We start from the raw sequence: 15,497 nt of genomic DNA, 5'->3' as shown, positions 1-15,497 counted from the left end.
CAGTCGTGATCGTCTTCCGACCGTAGCCGTTGCGCGAATTGCCGGCGCCGTCGTCCCCGGCCAACAGCTGATCCAGAAGATCATTCGGTATCGCAGGCTCTTTGCGTCGAGACATATCGGGGCTCCTTCTTTCCCGTTATGCCCGCCCGCACACGAAACTCCTGACAGGCCCCCGCATGCTCCTTACAGATCCACTTGAGGCCCCCCGCCGACGATGCACCGATCGCCCGGCCGATCGCCCGGATGCCCATTCTGTTCATGTACATCTCGATCGCCAGGGCTTTCGTCTCGGCACTGAACCTGGGCTGGCTGTCGGTGCAGTAGCGACCGCAGGTCCGGCACGCGTAGCGCTAATGGCCCGACTTGCGTCCCCGCTTGATCAGGTCCGTCCCATCACACTCTGGACACCGCATCCCATCCTCCCTGTCCCAAATTACACGAACAGAAGAGAATCCAAAAAGCACCTCATTTAAACAGTCCCCCGTGCCGGGGAGGAGCTTCAGGCTGGTGCCGTTGCGCCGACCGGGCCGACTTCGGCCGGTTCTTCACGAGAATAGACCCCGGTGAGCAGCCCCGCCGCCAGCACCCGCCCGGCCATTGCCTCGACCACCGCGCTGCGGCCGGGATTGGGGTCGAGCTGCGGCGCGTCCTTCAGCGCGAACAATTGGAAGGCGTAGCGATGTTCGCCGTGCCCGGTCGGTGGATCGGGCGGCAGCCAGCCTTCGCGTAGATAGCTGTTGCGACCGACATCGCCATGGAGCGCATCGCCGTCGCCATCGGGGCGGATCGCACCTTCGGCGACCTGGCCGTCGGCAGCGGGGATGCCCCACAGGATCGCGTGGACCAGCGGCTGGGTCGAGGGGGCGTCGGGGTCCTCGACGATCAGCGCCAGCGACGTCGCTTCCGGAGGAATGCCGCGCCAGTGCAGCGGCGGCGAGACGCCTTCGCCATCGGCGGTGAAGCGTTCCGGCAGGCGCTGTCCGTCGGCAAAGGCGAGGCTGGCAAGGTCGAGGCTGGCGAAGCTGCCCAGCGCCGGATCGACGATCGTCAGCTTCGACGCGCCCGCGCGGACATTGTGCAGCAAGGCGCCCAGCCACCCCGGAACATGTTCGAGCATGATGGTCCTTTCGTCGCGATGGTCCGCCGATAACCGGCGAGACCGACGGCAAGGTCCACGGGATCGTCAGAAATCCTCGTTCGAATGTATCCACGTCCGCTGTGTGCGACCTCTGCGAACGTCGCAAGCTTCGCCAAAAACTCGCCGTACCCCTGCTCAGGCGGGGGTCCAGAGCCGGGCAGAACAACTGCTTGCGCCTGGAACCCCGGCCCCCCGCCTGCGCGGGAGTAGGGCCGGAGACAGGATTCTATACGTTCGCAGAGGTTGCCTGTGTCGGGGTGAGACGGGGTATGATCGTCGACGACCGGTCGACCGGATACGATCCGGCATTGCTGCGTTGCAGCATGAATCGATTGTCCGGAGACCGTCATGACCGTACCCGTCCAACCGCCACGTCTGGCGCTCGCGCTGCAAGGGGGCGGCGCGCATGGTGCCTATGGCTGGGGCGTGCTCGACCGGCTGCTGGAGGAGGACTGGCCAATCGTCGCGGTGAGCGGAGCGTCGGCCGGGGCGCTGAACGGTGCGGCGCTGGTCACCGGCTTCGCCAGCGGCGGGCGACAGGGAGCGAAAGACGCCTTGGCGCGGTTGTGGGAGAGCGTTTCGCGCAACTCGCCGTTGCAGGCGTTCGATACCGACTTCTGGATGCTGCCGGCGTTCGAGCCATTGTTGCGCCGGTCGCTGGAGTTCGGAAAGCTGATCAGCCGCTATATCGCGCCGCTGTCGCCGGGACTGCGCGACATGCGGGCGCTGCGGCGGGTGGTTGGCGACAGTCTCGACCTGTCGCTGCTGACGTCGCCCGGCGCGATCCCGTTGTCGATCGCCGCCACGCGGGTTGCGACCGGGGCGGCGCGGCTGTTCCAGAATGACGAGATCACGCTCGATGCACTGATGGCGTCGGCCTGCTTGCCCGAGCTGTTCGGGCCGGTGACGATCGATGGCGAACCGTATTGGGATGGCGGCTTTTCGGCCAATCCGGCGCTGGAGCCGCTGATTTTCGGGGGGCATGGCCAGACCGACATGCTGATCGTGCAGATCACGCCGTTCGCCACCGGCGAAACGTCCGACACGCTGGTCGAGGTGATGGGTCGGATGAGCGATATCGGGTTCAACGCATGTCTGCTGCGCGACCTGAAGGCGCTGACCGAGGTGCAGGCGATCGCGCGGCGCGCGCCGCCGATCGACGATAATTTCACGGCATTGGCGCGGACCAACCTGCACCTGATGGAGGCCGCGCCGACGCTGTCCGAGCGGGGGCCGACCGGCAAGAGCGACACGCGCCGGTCGCAGCTGGAGGCGCTGCGCCAACTGGGGCGGGCGACGGCGGATGCGTGGCTGGCCGAGCATGGCGCGCGACTGGGGCAGGGATCGACGCTGACCGAATTGCCCGAGGCGGTGGCGGCCTGATCAGGCGGTGACGATCGCGCCGTCCCGTACGTCCACCGGCCACGGCGTCAGCGATTGGCCGGGGCAGGGACCGCCAAGGCAGGTGCCGTCGTCGATCGCGAACAGCGCGGCGTGCCAGCTACAGGTGATCGCGCTGCCATCGGGCGTCAGATAGGCGTCGAGCGTCTGCGCGAGCGGCAGGCCCATATGCGGGCAGCGGTCGACATAGCCGACCACCGTATCGCCGCGCCGGACGACGAAGCCGTGGAACCGTCCGGCGCGCAGTTGCAGCACATAATTGCGCGCGCGACCTTCGGCGATGTCGGTCAGGGGGCCGAGCGTGACGCCAGCTGGGGTCGCGAAGACGCGGGCGTCGCTCATCCGGGCAGGCGCGCCTTGGCGAAACCGGTCCATACCTCGTCATAGTCAAGCTGCATGGTCGACGATGCCATCGCCCAGCGGCTCGGCTTCACGACGTGGCGGGTTTCGAACATGAACGCCATCGTGTCAGCGATCCTGTGCGGCTTCAGATCGGCGGCGACGGCCTTGTCATAGCTGGCCTGATCGGGGCCGTGGCCGTTCATCTGGTTGTGCAGCGACGCGCCACCGGGGGCGAAGCCGCCCTCCTTCGCATCATAGGAACCGGTGATGAGGCCCATGAACTCGCTCATCACGTTGCGGTGGAACCATGGCGGGCGGAACGTGTCTTCGGCGACCATCCAGCGCGGCGGAAAGATCACGAAGTCGCAATTGGCGGTGCCGGGCGTGTCGCTGGGCGCGGTCAGCACGGTGAAGATCGACGGGTCGGGATGGTCGAAACTGACGGTATTGATCGTGTTGAAGCCCGTCAGGTCATAGCGGCAGGGCGCGAGATTGCCGTGCCATGCGACCACGTCGAACGGGCTATGGTCGAGCGTGGTGGTCCATAGCCCGCCCTGAAACTTCTGGATCACGTCGCAGGGGGTGTCGCGATCCTCATACCATGCCGATGGCGTCTCGAAATCGCGGGGGTTGGCGAGGCCGTTGGCGCCGATCGGCCCGAGGTCGGGCAGGCGGAACAGGCTGCCGTAATTCTCGCAGACATAGCCGCGCGCGGCACCATCGGGCAGCGACACGCGGAAGCGGACGCCGCGCGGGATCAGCGCGATCTGGAGCGGGGCGATGTCGATCCGGCCGAGTTCGGTGTCGATCGCCAGCCGTCCCTGCTGCGGCACGATCAGCAGCTCGCCATCGGCCGAGAAGAAGGCGCGCGCCATGTCCTGGTTCGCGGCATAGAGGTGGATGCCGACGCCGCTCTGCGCCGCGACGTCGCCGGTCGCGCCATAGGTGACGAGGCCGTCGACCCAGTCGGTCGGTTCGGTCGGCAAGGGCAGCGGGTCCCAGCGCAGGCGGTTCGGGCTGGGCGGCGGACCGGCGATCGGCGCGGTTTCAACGGTCGTTGCGCCGGTGTACGGCACGAACGCGCCATGATTGGCGGTCGGGCGCAGGCGGTAGAGCCAGGACCGGCGGTTCTCGCTGCGCGGCGCGGTGAAGGCGGTGCCGGAGAGTTGTTCGGCATAGAGCCCGAACGGGACATGCTGCGGGCTGTTGCGGCCGACCGGTAGCGCATGCGCGACGGCTTCGGTGGCGATGTGGTTGGCGAAACCGGGGTGGTAAGCGGAGCCCGACATGATCCTCTCCCTATTTACTTGGTCATTCCGGCGTAGGCCGGAATCCATGGACAGGCGACGGTACGGCCCTGCCGATGCCGGTCGTTACCATGGATCCCGGCCTGCGCCGGGATGACGGCTTGCGCTTGGTGCCCGCCGGGCCGTCAGTCGCGGCGAAGCCGCGCCTTGTGGCCCGGCTCCGTCGCGCTGGCCGGCGCGGGGCCGGGACCTTTGTCCCGGCATCCGCTCGACGCTTAGGCGTCGACCGTAATTACCCCGCGCCGGATCTGATCCAGTTCGATGCTTTCGTACAACGCCTGAAAATTGCCGTTGCCGAAGCCTTCATTGCCCTTGCGCTGGATGATTTCGAAGAAGATCGGCCCGAACATCGGTTCGGTGAAGATCTGCAACAGCAACCCTTCTTCGCCGACATTGCCGTCGATCAGGATGCGGTTGCGGCGCAGGCGTTCGAGGTCCTCGCCATGGCCGGGCACGCGCTTGTCGACCAGTTCGTAATAGGTCTCGATCGTGTCCTGCAACTTCACGCCGCGCGCACGCAGTTTTTCGACGGTCTCGAAGATGTCGTCGGTCGTGAAGGCAAGGTGCTGGATACCCTCACCATTATAGTCGCGGATGAATTCCTCGATCTGGCTCTTGTCGTCCTGGCTTTCGTTCAGCGGGATGCGGATCGCCTTGTCCGGGGCGATCATCGCCTGGCTGAACAGGCCGGTCGCCTTGCCCTTGATATCGAAATATTTCTGTTCTTCGAATCCGAAAATCTGGTTGTAGAAGGTCGACCAGGTCCGCATCTGCCCGCGCTTCACATTGTGGGTCAGGTGATCGAGCAGGTCGAGGCCGACGTTGTTCGCGGCTTCCGCCTCGGCAGCGCCGGGAATCGCGTCCCAGTCGTCATACAGCGATCCGGCCGCACCATGCCGGTCGACCAGATACAGCATCGATCCGCCGATGCCCTGCAACGCATACCCTTCGCCAAGTACGCCACGCGCCGGGTCGGCGGGTGTCGCACCGCGCGCCACGGCGGCTTCGAACGCCGCTTTCGCATCGGCAACGCGGAACGCCATGCCCGATGCCGACGGCCCATGCTGCGCAGCAAATTCCGCAGCATGGCCATTCGGATGACGGTTGAGCAGCAGGTTGATCCGGCCCTGCTTGTAGCGGACGACGTCGCGGGTCCGGTGCTTCGACGCGGCGACGAAGCCGAATTGTTCGAGCTGTGCGGCCATGCGGTCGAGATCGGGGGCGGTGAATTCGCAGAATTCGAAACCGTTGAGACCCATCGGGTTGACGTCCATATGCTCCACGGCAGCATCCTCCTATTTCGTATCAATTGATACGAAACTGATCCTAACCGACCGATGTGTCAAGCGGCTCCCATGGCGGCGGCGACAGGCGATCGGCGAGGAAATCGACGAAGGCGGTGACCGCCGGGCGCGGCTGGCCGGCGTGCAGCGCGTATATGGCAAGGTCATGCGCGCCCTCCCATTCGGGCAAGACGCGGACCAGCCGGCCAGTGGCCAGCGCCGTTCCGACATCCCATAGCGATCGCAGTGCGATACCGACCCCGGCCAGCGCCAGTTCGCGGACGATCTCGCTCGAATTGGTGCGGACGTGCGACGCACCCTCGACCACGGCGCGCCGGGCCGGTCGCAGCAGCGTCCACGGCAACTGCCCCTCCGCCGCGAGCAGGCGATGGCCGGCGAGCGCGGCGGGGCTGGTCGGCACGCCGTGCGCGGCCAGATAGGCGGGACTGGCGCACACCACCCGCCGGTTGCCCGCCAGCCGCCGCGCGACATAGCCGGCAGGCGGGTCGGCGGTGATGCGGATCGCACAGTCGATCCGTTCGGCGGCAAGATCGACATAGCCGTCCGACAGCGTGAGTTCGAAGGCGACCGCCGGATACAGGCGGAGGAAGTCGCCGAGATGGGGCGCGATATGCAGCCGTGCGAACGAGGTAGGCGCGGCGATGCGAAGCGGCCCGGCAGGGGCCGCAGCGGCACCGGTCACGCGCGCCTCCGCCGCGGCCAGCGCGGCAAGAATCTGCGTCAGGTCGGCATGGAGTTGCGTACCGATCGGGGTCGGGTGCAGCCGCCGGGTCGTTCGTTCGATCAACCGTACCCCGAGCCGCGCCTCCAGCCGGGCCAGCCGTTTCGAGACCATCGCCGGCGACAGGCCGCTGGCCCGTGCCGTCGCGGCGATACTGCCGCTGTCGAGGATCGCGACGAACAGCGCATGGTCGGGATCGAGGGTCATTCGTTCCTCCATGGAATGACTGTCCTGTGATTATGACCGCTACCGATGCGAAAGGCGAGGTGGTAGCGCTTCGTCGTACAACAACCGTCTGTCCGGGATTCGCCGGGACGACGTGCGGGGAGGATGCCGTGATGCAAGCCTATGTCGATCGTGCCGGACTGTCGGTCGCCGCCGAACTGGCCGAGTTTATCGAAGCACGGGCGTTGCCCGGCACCGGCATCCCGGTCGACTCCTTCTGGGCAGGATCGGCCGCGATCCTTGCGCGCTTCGCCCCCGAAAATCGCGCGCTGCTTGCCCGGCGCGATGCGTTGCAGGTGCAGCTGGATGCATGGTTCGTCGAGCGCGCGGGCCAAGCGATCGATCCGGCCGAACAGGCGGCGTTCCTGCGCTCGATCGGCTATCTGCTGGACGAGCCTGCGCCGTTCGAGGTCGATCCGACCGGCGTCGACGCGGAGATCGCGACGCTGGCCGGGCCGCAGCTGGTCGTGCCGATCCTGAACGCGCGATTCCTGCTGAACGCTGCCAATGCGCGCTGGGGCAGCCTCTACGATGCGTTGTACGGTACCGATGCGATCGTCGGCACGCCGGCACCGGGCGGCTATGATGCGGCGCGCGGGCAGGCGGTGATCGACCGCGCGAAGGCGTTTCTGGACGAGACGGTGCCGCTGGCCGGGTCGAGCTGGCGCGACTGGACCGGCGACGCGCCGCGACTGGCCGACCCCGGGCAACTGGTCGGGCGGGCGGGTGATAATCTGCTGCTGCGCCATCACGGGCTGCACATCGAACTGGTCATCGATCGCGACCATGCGATCGCGCGCACCGATCCGGCGGGACTGGCCGACATCCTGCTCGAATCGGCGCTGACCACGATCTGCGATCTGGAGGATTCGATCGCGGCGGTCGATGCCGGGGACAAGGTCGCGGCCTATGCCAATTGGCTGGGGCTGATGCGGGGCGATCTGTCGGCCAGCTTTGCAAAGGGCGGACGGACGGTCACCCGCACCCTTGCCGCCGATCGCCGCTATGTCGACAGCGATGGCGGCGAAATGGTCCTGCCGGGACGGTCGCTGCTGTTCGTGCGCAATGTCGGGCATCTGATGACGACGCCCGCGCTGCTACTGGCCGATGGCAGCGAGGCCCCCGAAGGCATCCTCGATGCGATCGTCACCAGCCTGATCGCGCTGCACGATTTGAACGGTGCGCGCGCCAATAGCCGGGCCGGATCGATCTATATCGTCAAACCCAAGCAGCACGGACCGGAGGAGGTCGCGTTCACCGATCGGCTGTTCGACGCGGTCGAGGACCTGCTGACGCTGCCACGCCATACGATCAAGGTCGGGGTGATGGACGAGGAACGGCGCACCTCCGCCAATCTGGCGGCGTGCATCCATGCCGTTCGCCACAGGATCGTGTTCATCAATACCGGTTTCCTCGACCGCACCGGCGACGAACTGCACAGCGCGATGCATGCCGGGCCGATGATCCCGAAGGGCGAGATGAAGGGGGCCGACTGGATCGCCGCCTATGAGAATCGCAACGTCCAGATCGGGCTTGCCTGCGGCCTTGGCGGGCGGGCGCAGATCGGCAAGGGCATGTGGGCCGCGCCCGACCGGATGGCGGACATGCTGCACCAGAAGATCGCGCATCCGATGAGCGGGGCCAGCACCGCGTGGGTGCCGTCGCCGACCGCCGCAACGCTGCACGTGCTGCATTATCATACGGTCGATGTTGCGCAGCGACAGGCGGCACGGGCAGCCGAACCGGTCGCGCCGCTGACGCGGTTGCTGACGCTGCCGCTCGCCGTCGGGCGGAACTGGCAGCCGCAAGAGGTTGCGCGGGAGCTCGACAATAATGCGCAGGGGATCCTCGGCTATGTCGTACGCTGGATCGATCAGGGGATTGGCTGTTCGAAAGTGCCCGATATCCATGACGTCGGCATAATGGAGGACCGCGCGACGCTGCGCATTTCGTCGCAGCATATCGCCAACTGGCTGCTGCACGAAGTGTGTTCGGCGGCGGAGGTCGATGCGGCGTTCGACCGGATGGCACTCAAGGTCGACGCGCAGAATGCGGGCGATCCGGCATACCAGCCGTTGGCAGGCGGCGTCGCGCTGGCGGCGGCGCGGGCGCTGGTGTTCGAGGGACTGGCCCAGCCGAACGGGTATACCGAGCCGTTGTTGCATGCGTATCGGAAGGTGGCGAAGGCGGCGGGGTAAGGGGTAATTGGGATGCCGTTAAATGGCCCCGGAGATGAGGACGGACATCCGCTCATGCCCAACTGAGGACGTTCGGCTAGTTCAATGCCGATCCCAGAAGCGAACAGTTCGCTGAGTGGAACAACGAATGTCCAGTCCTCTTATAACGTACTATCACCCGAGACCAGGCTACCCGACAAACACGGTTCTAATCCGAGCTTTGCAGGAGCCATGCTTCTGCCTCATTTCGGCACAAGAACAGCTGCGCATTCAGTCCATGTGTCGCTCGCTTAATCTGCATCCGTGCAAGCGACTTTGAAACAACGAACGCAATCTTCCGGGACGCGACCTTTGGATTTTTCATACGGGATTCGAATGCCGCCACGCATTCTTGAGCTTGGATTTGCATGGTTCGCATGTCGACCATTGTTACATGCTGGTTTAGTGCGCATTTCAGCATAAGATAAGCTTCGTCCTGCGCGTGCGAGAAGCGCACGATGTCGGCTTCCGAGAAGAAGCCGCCCATCACAATCCGTACGAAGCTACGAACAGGATCGACCGTGAAGGCGAACTTGGCAGACATTCGCGTTTCATACAGTATGCTCGGTTAAAGTTTGGTTGAAAAGGGGACGAGCTAGCCTGGGCAGTTGCAGGTCGCATCAGGCGTTCGACAAAGCTTTTAGGCTGACCGACAATCGTTCGATTGTTTCGCCTTGGTACTTAGGCAGACATACGCTTACCGCGTCCACCGCTTCATGAGCGGCCAGTACGTTTCCTACTAAAGAATGCTCATCCCGCCGCAGGCTCCAGCGCATTGATCGCGGCATGGACCCGCGCCTCGATCTCCTCGCGCGGCAGGCCGGGGGGGATCGGATCGAGGAAGCGGATGGTGATGATGCCCGGCCGGTTGGGGCCGGGGCGTCGCATGCAGTGGCCGCTGTCGAGCGCGACCGGGACGACGGCCATGTTGAGCGCCTTGTACAGCCCGGCGAACCCCGAGCGGAGCGGCGGGGCTTCGCCGACGGGGACCCGCGTGCCTTCGGGAAAGATCAGGACCGAGCGGTTCTGCTTCCGTGCGACGGCGGCTTCCTTCAGCATCTGGCGCAGCGCCTTGGACGACGCATCGCGGTCGACGCCGATCGCACCATAGGCACGGGCGGTGCGGCCCCAGAAGGGCATGTCGATCAGCTCGCGCTTCATCACGATCAGCGGGCCGTCGATCCGCTGCGCCATTTCCAGCGTTTCGAACATCGCCTGATGCTTGACCGCGAACAGATAGGTGCCGGGCGGTCGCTTCCCCTCCACCCGGACGCGCACGCCCAATATCCAGCGGGCGAGGAAGCGGTGGGTGGCGATCCAGACATGGGCGTGGACGTGCATTGCCCGCTGCCCGAACCATGCCGAGACCGGCGCGCTCAGGACGATCGGCCCCGACGCGGCGTAGAACAGGATGCGGAACACCCACGTGCGAATCCACGCGATCACAGATCGATTCCCAGCCGCATCACCACGCCCCGCACCAGATATTTGTTATATTCGCCGAACAGCAGCGCGAAGCCCGGATGGCCGGTCACCGGATCGCGCACGATCTCGACCGAATTGCCCAGCGCGTGGCGCAGCTCCATCGTCGCGCGCGCCATATGCCAGTTCGACGTCACCAGCCGGATCGAGCGATAGCGGTTGCGGCGGACCCATAAGGCGGTTTCGTCGGCATTGGAGCGGGTGTCGACCGCTTCCTTGCCCAGATCGACGCAGCAGCGGAACAGCGCACGCGGCGCATCGATCGCCGCGGCCAGTTCGCGGGGGCGGACATCGGGGTCGACGCCGGTGATGAGCATCCGCCGCGCCTGACCCGATGCCAGCACTGCCAGCCCGCGATCGATGCGACCGGGGCCACCGGTAGGGACGACGACGCCGTCGGTCCGTTGTTGCAGGGGGCCGGGCTGTGGCAGCGTCACCGCGAACAGCGCGAAGCCGAGCGCATAAAGCAGCAGCGCGACCGAGAAGAGCCGTCCCATCATAACACCCGCGCCAGCCGCCGCAGCACCGCGATCCGCGCGGCGAACATCGCGAGCAGGGTGAAGGCGACCGGCAGGACGGCGATGACCAACCAGTCGAGCGGCAGCAGCGAAACGCCGTCGGCCAGCTGAGAGTCGAGCGTCGCCATCCGCTGTCCCAGCAACGCCACCAGCAGCCCGCCGGCCAGCGCGCCGATCAGCCCGCCGGTCAGCGTATCCTGCCCGATGCGCCGCTGGAACAGGCGGGCGATCTGAAGGTCGGTCGAACCCAGCATATGCAGGATGTCGATCGTTCCGCGATGGGTATCAAGCCCTGCACGGGCCACCAGCAGGACGACCGCCGCCGTGGCGCTCGCCATCACCATCACCAGCCCGAGCGCGGTCCAGCCGAGTGCCGCCACGAAGGCGCGGACCGGGGCCAGCCACGTTGCATGACGATCGACGCGGATGCCGTCGCCGACCGCCTTCGCCAGCGCATCGACCCGGGCGACGGTGGCGTCGTCGCCGCTGCGCAGGTCGACATCGACCATCGCCGGCATCGGCAGGTCGGCGTCGAGCCCCGCCTCGCCCAGCCACGGTTCGAGCAGTTCGGCGAGACGGGCGCGGTCGACCTCGTTCGCGCGGGCGACGTCGGCGGAACGGCGCAACCGGCCGAGCAGCGCGGCGGTGACCGCGTCGCGGCGGGCGGCGTCGCCCTCGATCACCTGGACCGTCACCCGCGCGGCGAGTTGCCGGTCGAGCGCGCGCCCCGCACCCTGCGTCGACAGGCCGAGCGCGGCGCTGAGCGTCGTCAGGAAGATCATGATCGCCATGATCCACACCATCGCCCGTCGCCCCTGTCGGTCGTCGAGCAGCGGTTGCACGGCCGCGCGCCCGATCATGCCGCGTCCGTCGCGGCGAGCAGCCGCCCGGCATCCAGCTGCATCACCAGCGCATCGGGGACGCGATGGAGCAGGTGATGGTCGTGGGTCGCCATGACGACGGTGGTACCCAGCCGGTTGAGCGACGCGAACAGCTTCAGCAGGCGTTCGGCCATGATCGGATCGACGTTGCCGGTCGGTTCGTCGGCGACGAGGATTTCGGGGCGGGTGATGACTGCACGGGCGATCGCGACGCGCTGCTGCTCCCCGCCCGACAGCGTCGGCGGACGGGCATCGGCACGATCGGTCAGCCCGACCCATGCCAGCATCTCGGCAACCGGCCCGGCCAGTTCGTCCTCGGGCATGCCTGCGACGCGCAAGGGGAGCGCGATATTGTCGCGGGCGGAGAGATGCGGGACCAGCCGGAAATCCTGAAACACCACCCCGATCCGCCGCCGGAACCCGGGCAGCCGTTCGCGCGGCGACAACACCATATCCTCGCCGAACAGCCGGATCACGCCGCGGCTCGGCCGCTGCGCCAGATAGAGCAGGCGCAACAACGAGGTCTTGCCCGCGCCCGATGCGCCAAGCAGGAAATGGAACGTGCCTTCACGGAGCGTAAAGCTGAGATCGCTCAGCGTTTCCGGCCCGTGACCATAGCGAAGGCCGACATTCTCGAACTGAACGATACTGGCCACGTGCGCCCTTGGATTCCGCCGGTCGTCCCTGCCAATCGCACATGGGGGCGTTTGTCTCAAGCCGGGCAACATCGCGCCTTGCCCGGATGGCGTCGGGGACGTAGATTCAGCGCTTGATTTCAAGGCGCGCCCGGTTCGCCCCGCATCAGCGGTGGCGCGGCGCGGCTCATGCAGGGGGCAGGGGACGTAATGATCCTCGAATGTACGCAATGCCATATGCGCTATCTGGTCGCCGATTCGGCGATCGGACCTGCGGGGCGCACGGTTCGTTGCGCGGGATGCCGGCATAGCTGGTTCCAGCCGCCGGCGATGGTCGATCTGGGTCATGGTCCGCGCGAGACGCCGCCGCCGGCCGAGCCGGTGCGCGTGCCGCAACCGGTGGTCGCCGATGCCGTGCCCGACATGCCGCGTTCCGCTCCGGCCGTCGACTATGCTCCGGCGGCACCGGTCTTCGCCGAAGCCGCCTATGCCGCCGATGTGGCGCGGCCGTTGCGGGCGCGCACCGCCGAACCGGCGCGGCGGTATATCGACCCCGATGCCGAACGGGCCGAGCGTGGCGAGACGGTCAGCGCCTTTGCCCATCAGCCGCCCTTCGTACCGCGCCGCAATCCCGCGCGCCGTCGCACCGCGATCGCGGTGGCCGCGGGCGTCGCGATGCTCGCCGCGACGGGGGCGATCCTGTATACGGGCACGCCGGGCATCGCCGAACAACTGGGTCTGCCGATCGCGACCAATGCCGATGCGGCGCTGAAATTCGCCATCAACACCCCCGAACGGCGGCTGTTGTCGAGCGGCAACGAATTGTTCGCGGTCTCGGGCAAGATCATCAACGAAACCGGCAGCCGCCAGCGGATCCCCGATATTCGTGCGGTGCTGAAGGACGATCAGGATCGCAGCGTTTATAGCTGGACGATCAAGCCGCAGACGCGGGCGATCGGACCGAGCGGCAGCCTGAGTTTCAACAGCGCGGCGCTGGATGTCCCGGCCAATGCGAAGGAACTCGAACTGAGCTTCGCGTCGGGACTGTAGGCAGCAAGTCGAGCGGCGGGGTCGTGGTGAGTAGGCAAGAGGCTGTTTGAAAACTCGCGGTAGAGCGAGTTTCGCAGGCGGTACCGGCCCGTTCCCCCTCCCGGCCACCCACACGGTATTTTAATGGGTGGCCGGGAGGGGGAGCGGGCCGGTACCGCAAAAATGCGCCACCGCATTTTTCAAACGGACTCCAAGACCGCCCGCCACCCATGACCGATGCCTTGCGTTCGGCGGCGGCATTTGCCAGTGCCGCACCATGAACGCGCCTGCTCCCAAGCCCTGGATTCTCGACATCGCTCCCTATGTTCCCGGCCGGTCGAAGACCGACGACGGGCGGCAGGTGGCGAAATTGTCGTCGAACGAAAACCCGCTCGGCACCTCCCCCCATGCCCGCGCGGCCTTTGCCACCGCCGACCGCAGCCTCGAACGCTATCCCGACGCCGGGGCGGCCGATCTGCGCGCGGCGATCGGGCAGGCGCACGGGCTGGACCCGGCCCGGATCATCTATGGCACCGGGTCGGACGAAGTGCTGCATCTGGCGGCCGGGGCCTATGCGGGTCAGGGCGACGAGGTGATTTTCGTCCGATACGGCTTTGCGGTCTATGAGATCGCGGCGCGGCGGGTCGGCGCGACGCCGGTAATCGCACCCGACAAGGACCATGCAACGGACGTCGACGCGATCCTCGCCTGCGTGACCGATCGGACCCGCGTGGTGTTCGTGGCCAATCCCAACAACCCGACCGGCACCTTCTGCCCCCGGTCGGAAATCGCCCGGCTGCATGCGGACCTGCCGTCCGACGTGCTGCTGGTCCTCGATCAGGCCTATGCCGAATATCTCGACGCGGCCGAGGACGATCACGGGCTGGAACTGGCGAGGACGCAGCCGAACGTGCTGGTCACGCGGACCTTTTCGAAGATCCACGGCCTTGCCGCCGAACGGATCGGATGGGGCTATGGTTCGGCGGAGGCGATCGATGCGATGCACCGCATCCGCGCGCCGTTCAACGTGACCACTGCCGGGCAGCAGGCGGCGATCGCGGCGATCCGCGACAAGGGGTTCGTCGAGGCGAGCCGCGAACATAACCGCCAGTGGCGGACGTGGTTCGAGGGCGAGATCGCGGCGATGGGCAATGCGGGCCTGCGCGCGGTGCCGTCCAAGGCCAATTTCGTGCTGGTGTTGTTCGACGGGCCGGTCGGCGCGGGCGATGCGTATCAGGCGTTGATGGACCGGGGCTTCATCGTCCGCTGGCTGCCCGGACAGGGGCTGGCCAATGGCCTGCGCATTTCGATCGGGACCGAGGCGGAGGTGCGCGGTGTCGCCGCCGCCCTGCGCGAGATCGTGGGCGGCTGATGCTGCCCTTTTCCCGCGTCGCCATCATCGGGCTGGGGCTGATCGGATCGTCGATCGCGCGGGCGGTGCGCGCGGAGATGCCGACGGTGCGGCTGACCGGGCACGATGCTTCGGCCGAGGCGCGCGAGCAGGTGCGTGCGTTGGGGATCGTCGACGACTGCACCGATCATGCCGGGGCGGCGGTGATCGATGCCGATCTGGTGATCCTGTGCGTGCCGGTGGGGGCAATCGGTGCGGTCGCCGCCGAGATCGCCGACGACCTGCCCTCGGGCGCGGTCGTCAGCGATGTCGGATCGAGCAAGGCGGGGGTCGCCGCCGCCTTTGCCGAGGTGTTGCCGGGCGTTACCGTCGTCCCGGCGCATCCGGTGGCGGGGACCGAGCGCAGCGGGCCGGATGCGGGCTTCGCGACGCTGTTCCGGGGGCGGTGGTGCATCCTGACCCCGGCGGCCGATGCCGATCCGATAGCGGTCGAGCGGGTCGCCGAGTTCTGGCGGCGGCTGGGTGCCGAGATCGACACGATGGACGCGGCGCATCACGATCTGGTGCTGGCGGTAACCAGCCATTTGCCGCACCTGATCGCCTATACCATCGTCGGCACCGCGTCCGACCTCGAAACGGTGACGCAGAGCGAGGTCATCAAATATTCGGCGGGTGGGTTCCGCGACTTCACCCGCATCGCCGCGTCGGACCCGACGATGTGGCGCGACGTGTTCCTTGCCAACAAGGACGCGGTGCTGGCGATGCTCCAGCGCTTTTCGGAGGACCTGTCGGCGCTGCAACGGGCGATTCGGTGGGACAAGGGCGACGAGCTGTTCGACCTGTTCACCCGGACCCGCGCGATCCGGCGGTCGATCGTCGAGCAGGGGCAGGATGACGCCCGCGAGGATTTCGGGCGCGATCACGGGTAATCCCCCCGTCATCCCGGC

The 15,497-nt window shown here is 66.8% G+C and carries 16 protein-coding genes; 6 read left to right on the top strand and 10 right to left on the bottom strand.

The window, feature by feature from the left end:
• The first annotated feature begins 195 nt into the window (after window positions 1-195).
• Window positions 196-324: a hypothetical protein gene (locus ASE91_RS20830; protein ID WP_268795016.1), complete on the top strand. Its 129-nt coding sequence runs from the start codon at window positions 196-198 to the stop codon at window positions 322-324.
• 175 nt (window positions 325-499) lie between these two features.
• Here the strand turns inward: ASE91_RS20830 and ASE91_RS04240 are convergent, their stop codons facing one another.
• The gene (locus ASE91_RS04240) at window positions 500-1,117 is read right to left on the bottom strand and encodes a YbhB/YbcL family Raf kinase inhibitor-like protein (RefSeq protein ID WP_056622995.1); all 618 of its coding nucleotides are present in this window, start codon (window positions 1,115-1,117) and stop codon (window positions 500-502) included.
• A gap of 369 nt (window positions 1,118-1,486) precedes the next feature.
• Here ASE91_RS04240 and ASE91_RS04235 point away from each other — a divergent pair, with 369 nt between their 5' ends.
• Window positions 1,487-2,521, top strand: coding sequence for a patatin-like phospholipase family protein (locus ASE91_RS04235; protein ID WP_056622992.1), 1,035 nt, complete (start codon window positions 1,487-1,489; stop codon window positions 2,519-2,521).
• Here ASE91_RS04235 and ASE91_RS04230 read toward each other — a convergent pair whose 3' ends face one another.
• From ASE91_RS04230 to ASE91_RS04215, 4 genes are all read right to left on the bottom strand, one after another.
• Window positions 2,522-2,881: a Rieske (2Fe-2S) protein gene (locus ASE91_RS04230; RefSeq protein WP_056622988.1), complete on the bottom strand. Its 360-nt coding sequence runs from the start codon at window positions 2,879-2,881 to the stop codon at window positions 2,522-2,524. It lies immediately after the preceding gene.
• Window positions 2,878-4,170: a homogentisate 1,2-dioxygenase gene (hmgA, locus tag ASE91_RS04225; protein WP_056622987.1), complete on the bottom strand. Its 1,293-nt coding sequence runs from the start codon at window positions 4,168-4,170 to the stop codon at window positions 2,878-2,880. The genes ASE91_RS04230 and hmgA overlap by 4 nt, the downstream gene beginning before the upstream one ends.
• A 233-nt stretch (window positions 4,171-4,403) precedes the next feature.
• Window positions 4,404-5,462 carry a 4-hydroxyphenylpyruvate dioxygenase gene (hppD, locus tag ASE91_RS04220; protein WP_056622985.1) on the bottom strand — a complete coding sequence of 353 codons (1,059 nt, stop codon included), beginning with the start codon at window positions 5,460-5,462 and terminating at the stop codon, window positions 4,404-4,406.
• Window positions 5,463-5,514: 52 nt separating this feature from the next.
• Complete coding sequence (locus tag ASE91_RS04215) at window positions 5,515-6,420, bottom strand: LysR family transcriptional regulator (protein WP_056623051.1); 906 nt, start codon at window positions 6,418-6,420, stop codon at window positions 5,515-5,517.
• Window positions 6,421-6,551: 131 nt separating this feature from the next.
• Between ASE91_RS04215 and ASE91_RS04210 the strand changes: the two genes are divergently transcribed.
• Entirely contained in the window at window positions 6,552-8,636 is a 2,085-nt protein-coding gene (locus ASE91_RS04210; protein ID WP_056622983.1) for a malate synthase G, read from the top strand.
• Window positions 8,637-8,823: 187 nt separating this feature from the next.
• Here the strand turns inward: ASE91_RS04210 and ASE91_RS04205 are convergent, their stop codons facing one another.
• From ASE91_RS04205 to ftsE, 5 genes are all read right to left on the bottom strand, one after another.
• Window positions 8,824-9,198, bottom strand: a complete 375-nt coding sequence (locus ASE91_RS04205) for a hypothetical protein (RefSeq protein ID WP_056622980.1) — start codon at window positions 9,196-9,198, stop codon at window positions 8,824-8,826.
• A 206-nt stretch (window positions 9,199-9,404) separates the two neighbouring features.
• A complete protein-coding gene (locus ASE91_RS04200) occupies window positions 9,405-10,100 on the bottom strand; it encodes a lysophospholipid acyltransferase family protein (RefSeq protein ID WP_056622977.1) in 696 nt (231 codons plus the stop codon).
• Window positions 10,097-10,636 carry a YdcF family protein gene (locus tag ASE91_RS04195; protein ID WP_056622974.1) on the bottom strand — a complete coding sequence of 180 codons (540 nt, stop codon included), beginning with the start codon at window positions 10,634-10,636 and terminating at the stop codon, window positions 10,097-10,099. Before ASE91_RS04195 ends, ASE91_RS04200 begins: the two co-directional genes overlap by 4 nt.
• The gene (locus tag ASE91_RS04190; protein WP_056000938.1) at window positions 10,633-11,514 is read right to left on the bottom strand and encodes a cell division protein FtsX; all 882 of its coding nucleotides are present in this window, start codon (window positions 11,512-11,514) and stop codon (window positions 10,633-10,635) included. The genes ASE91_RS04195 and ASE91_RS04190 overlap by 4 nt, the downstream gene beginning before the upstream one ends.
• The gene (gene ftsE / locus ASE91_RS04185; protein ID WP_056622971.1) at window positions 11,511-12,191 is read right to left on the bottom strand and encodes a cell division ATP-binding protein FtsE; all 681 of its coding nucleotides are present in this window, start codon (window positions 12,189-12,191) and stop codon (window positions 11,511-11,513) included. Before ftsE ends, ASE91_RS04190 begins: the two co-directional genes overlap by 4 nt.
• Window positions 12,192-12,380: 189 nt before the next feature.
• Between ftsE and ASE91_RS04180 the strand changes: the two genes are divergently transcribed.
• The 3 genes from ASE91_RS04180 to ASE91_RS04170 all read left to right on the top strand — a co-directional run bounded on the left by ASE91_RS04180 (window position 12,381) and on the right by ASE91_RS04170 (window position 15,479).
• Window positions 12,381-13,220: a zinc-ribbon domain-containing protein gene (locus tag ASE91_RS04180; RefSeq protein ID WP_056622968.1), complete on the top strand. Its 840-nt coding sequence runs from the start codon at window positions 12,381-12,383 to the stop codon at window positions 13,218-13,220.
• A 256-nt stretch (window positions 13,221-13,476) separates the two neighbouring features.
• Entirely contained in the window at window positions 13,477-14,571 is a 1,095-nt protein-coding gene (gene hisC / locus ASE91_RS04175; protein WP_056622965.1) for a histidinol-phosphate transaminase, read from the top strand.
• A complete protein-coding gene (locus ASE91_RS04170; RefSeq protein ID WP_056622962.1) occupies window positions 14,571-15,479 on the top strand; it encodes a prephenate/arogenate dehydrogenase family protein in 909 nt (302 codons plus the stop codon). Before hisC ends, ASE91_RS04170 begins: the two co-directional genes overlap by 1 nt.
• Window positions 15,480-15,497: the final 18 nt, after the last annotated feature.

Source organism: Sphingomonas sp. Leaf62, from assembly GCF_001421915.1.
Taxonomy (GTDB): domain Bacteria; phylum Pseudomonadota; class Alphaproteobacteria; order Sphingomonadales; family Sphingomonadaceae; genus Sphingomonas.
Note: the sequence above shows the minus strand (reverse complement) of the source record. Positions and strands in the feature narration are given on the sequence as shown.